Annotated in this window: 4 protein-coding genes and 1 pseudogene; 1 reads left to right on the plus strand and 4 read right to left on the minus strand. The window is 70.3% G+C overall.

Annotation, left to right across the window (positions count from 1 at the left end):
• The 4 genes from ABNT58_RS00185 to ABNT58_RS00200 all read right to left on the minus strand — a co-directional run.
• On the minus strand, positions 1-567 hold a 567-nt coding region (locus tag ABNT58_RS00185; protein ID WP_348751501.1), incomplete at its 3' end, for a hypothetical protein.
• Positions 564-2,288 (minus strand): M14 family zinc carboxypeptidase, encoded by a 1,725-nt coding sequence (locus ABNT58_RS00190; protein WP_348751502.1) that lies wholly within the window; start codon positions 2,286-2,288, stop codon positions 564-566. The genes ABNT58_RS00185 and ABNT58_RS00190, both read right to left, overlap by 4 nt.
• A 69-nt stretch (positions 2,289-2,357) precedes the next feature.
• Entirely contained in the window at positions 2,358-2,732 is a 375-nt protein-coding gene (locus tag ABNT58_RS00195) for a VOC family protein (protein WP_348751503.1), read from the minus strand.
• Between the two features lie 48 nt (positions 2,733-2,780).
• Positions 2,781-3,353, minus strand: a complete 573-nt coding sequence (locus ABNT58_RS00200; protein ID WP_348751504.1) for a GntR family transcriptional regulator — start codon at positions 3,351-3,353, stop codon at positions 2,781-2,783.
• Here ABNT58_RS00200 and ABNT58_RS00205 point away from each other — a divergent pair.
• Positions 3,244-3,564, plus strand: a pseudogene (locus ABNT58_RS00205) (pyridoxamine 5'-phosphate oxidase family protein); the annotation flags it as partial. The gene ABNT58_RS00200 and the pseudogene ABNT58_RS00205 sit on opposite strands and share 110 nt — an antisense overlap.

Below are 3,564 nucleotides of genomic sequence, written 5' to 3' on the forward strand. Positions count from 1 at the left end.
GAACACTTCCTCGCGCGTCATCGCATCGGGGATGCCGTTGAGCAACGTGTCGCTGCCGTCCTCGGTCAGCCGCTGCGGCGCGCCGAAGCCGTCGGCCGTCAGCGGCACGCGCCACAGGTCGCCGCCGGCGCTGTAGGTGATGGCATGGCCGCCGGCCAGCGCGGTGGCGACGGCGGCTTCGATGTACTGCGCATGGGTGTGCAGCACCGGCGCGGCGTTGGGGTCATCGGGCACCAGCACCAGCCGTTGGCCCAGAGCACACCACAGCCGCGTCGTGCCCGGCAGCCAGCGTGCATAGGTGATGCCGTCGAAGCGCTGCCGGGCGCGTTCGCGGGCCAGTTCTTCGGCCAGCGTCATGGGCTGCGGCGCCAGCGATTCGGCGGCCAGGCGCAGCGTGGTCTGGCCGCTGTCGCGGTCGAACACGAAGAGGGCCAGCGTGTCGGGGCCGCCGTGGCGCTGCAGGTACGCGATGCGGCGGCCATCGCCGCTGAACATCGGGCTCTGGATGGCGGCGGCGGCCGGCGAGCTGACCGGGATGAAGTCGTCGGGCAACAGGGGGCGGCTCATCGGGGCTCCGGTTGGAAGAGCAGGGCGGGCAGTTCGGCCAGGCGCAGCACGGGGTAGCGGTTGTGCTCGGGCTCGGCGTAGCGGCGGGCATGGCGGAAGATGAAGCCGAGCACCGCTTCCGGATCGGTCTGCAGCTCGGGGTGTGCGGCCTGCCAGGCCTCGAAGCGCTGGCGCAGGCCGGGCTCGGCCTCCAGCAGGCGTTCGGCTTCGTCCTCGAACACGTAGTCGCTGAAGTGCTCCTTCTTGTCGAGCACGCTGTCGAAGAAGCCCCAGCGGAAGAAGCTGTCGATGCCCAGCGGCTCCAGCGTCTCGATGACGAAGCGGTCGTGCGTGGTGCCCAGCGCCACCACCCAGTCGCCCACCGCCAGCGTGGCCTGCAGCGGTTCGGGCTCGACCTGCAGCTCGTCGTGCAGGTGGCGGCCCTCGAAGGGCAGGGGACGCTTGTGGAAGTGCGTGATGCGCAGCGCCTCGGCCGGCAGCGTCAGCGTGCGGGCCACGCGCTGCAGCTTCACGCCGTGGGCCTGCAGCCGCTGGGCCACGTCGTGCCAGGCCTGCGGCAGCAGGTAGGCCCGAGGCGGCGTGGCATGTGCGGTGGCGGTGTAGCGGTCGAACCAGGGGATGTCCTTCTGCCAGGGCTGGCTGCGGTCGTAACGCAGGCGCTGGTAGCGGCCCAGCCGGCTGGGTTCGTGCACGGCCTGGTAGCCGCTGAAGCGCAACGGCGTGCTGCGGCTGGTGTCGAGCTGCCAGTTCAGGGGCACCGGGTCGCCGGCCGAGATGGCCGCCCGGTCGGCCACGCGGGCGGCGCGGATGGCACTGCCGTGGGCCACGGTGTAGGCCAGTGCGCTGTCCACCAGCGCCCGGGTGCCGTGGTAGCGGTCGGCGAAGGGCTTGAGCATGTGCGTCTCCGGCATGAAGCCGATGCAGTGGTGCAGCGCCGCGTAGCCGGTGGAAAAGCGGGGCGAATCCAGGAAGTCGGCAATGCCGTCGTCGGGGATCTCGCGCACCGGGTTCACGTAGGGGCACATCGGAAAGCCGCGCGTCTGCATGTCGGCATACAGCGCCGGCAGCATGCGTTCGCGCAGGTGCTCACCCAGCCGGCCGCCCAGCTTGTCGGGCTGGGTGGCGATGAGGGTGACCACGTGCTGGTAGTCGGCGCCGTTGGAGGTGTGGGTGTCGACCATCACGTCCGGGTCCCAGCGGGTGAACACGCGGGCAAAGCTGCGGGCGTTGGCGCTGTCGGCCTTGATGAAGTCGCGGTTCAGGTCGAGGTGGCGCGCATTGCCCCGAAAGCCGAAGGCCTCGGGCCCCACTTGGTTGACGCGGCTGGTGTTCTGCCGGTTCAGCATGCCGTCGACGTTGTAGGCCGGGATGTAGATCAGCACCGTGCTGCCCAGCGCGCGGCGGCGCGCTTCGTCCAGGCACAGGTCGCGCACCAGCGCCATGCAGGCGTCGATGCCTTCCGGCTCACCGGGGTGGATGCCGTTGTTGTTGAAGAACACGGTGCGGCCGGCGGCCTGCACGGCGGCGGGGTCGAACACGCCGTCGGTGGAGAACACGCCGAGATGGATGGGCACGCCGCCATCGGACTGGCCGATCACCTCGAACTGCAGCCAATGCGGAAAGGCCTGGGCCAGCCGCTGATGGAACTGGATGCACTGCTGCCAGGTGCTGGTCTGGTTGCCGTTGCCCTGCTCGAAGGGCGTGGTCCATTCGCTGCTCATCGCTCGATCGCCTTCCAGTCGCGTGCGGGCCAGTTTAAGGGCCGGTGCAAGCGGCAGCCCGTTTGGGCGTCAAGCGGGTGGCGGCTGCCGGAACGCCCGACTGGAGATGCTGATGGCGTTGCCGTCCGGGTCCTTGGTGTTGGCGAACTGGTAGCCGTTGGCCTGGTGGATGGGCCCGAAGGCGAGCCCGTGCGCCGCCGACCGGGCCACAAAGGCCGCCACATCTTCGACGTGGAACGAGAGCTTGATGCCCACCTGCCCGAGCTTGGACGACTTGGCGGCCTGATGGATCAGGATACCGGCGCCGCCGGCCACCGGCTGCAGCTCGATCAGGCCTTCGACCACCTGGCCGGTGGTCAGCAGGCCGAAATGCTGGCTGTAGAACGCGGCGGTCCTGGCCATGTCGCGCGCGTAGATCACCAGACTGCCAAGCGGTGGATGCATGACCTGGGCTCCGTCGATGTGTTGCAGCCCGCACTCTGGCACAAGGCCTCAGGAGGCACCGAGGGCCAGGCCTTCGCGCACCGCCCTGGCCAGCAGTTGCACCCGGTCGGGCATCTGCTCGACCGGCACCTGGAGCGGAAAGTCCTGCAGCGCAGGCACCCCGGGCGTGAAGGCCGCCGCCGCATTGGCCACTTCCGCGGTCTCGGGCAACTGCAGGGCCAGGGCACGCCGCGACAGTCCCACGCGCAGCGCCGGCGCAGGGCGCTGGCCCTGTGCATGGCACAGGCCCGCGGCAGCCAGCAGCGGCGCCACCACGGTGCCGCGTGGGTCGGGCCGCACGAAGCCTTCGCTGGCCAACTGGTCGTAGGCGTACAGCAAGGTGTTGCGCGCGATGCCCAGCTCCCGCGCCAGCGTGCGGCTGGCGGGCAGCCGCACCCCGCTGCCCAGCGTGCCTTGGCGGATGGCCTGGCGCAGGCATTCGTGCAGCTGCCGCTGGCGGGGCCAGGGAGCATGCATTCCCACGGCCTGCTGGCGCATCGGAGACCACCTGTACATCCGTGGCTCCAATGGCGGGCGCCTGATCAAGCTGCTGGTCAAGGGCACGCAGGCTTGCGTCACCATCACCCACGTCGACGGCCTGGTGCTGGCACGCGCGGCCTTCAACCACGGCATGAACTACCGCTCGGCGGTGGTGTACGGCAGCTTCGAGGCGGTGGCCGAGAAGGCCGCGGCCCTGGAGGCTTTCATGCGCCACATCGCGCCCGGCCGTGAACACGATGCGCGTCCCGGCGACCCGTGGCGAGCCGGTGCCCGACGAGCAGAACACCCAGCC

The sequence above is a fragment of the uncultured Aquincola sp. genome (genome assembly GCF_964001545.1).
In the GTDB taxonomy this organism is placed as follows: Bacteria; Pseudomonadota; Gammaproteobacteria; order Burkholderiales; family Burkholderiaceae_C; genus Aquincola.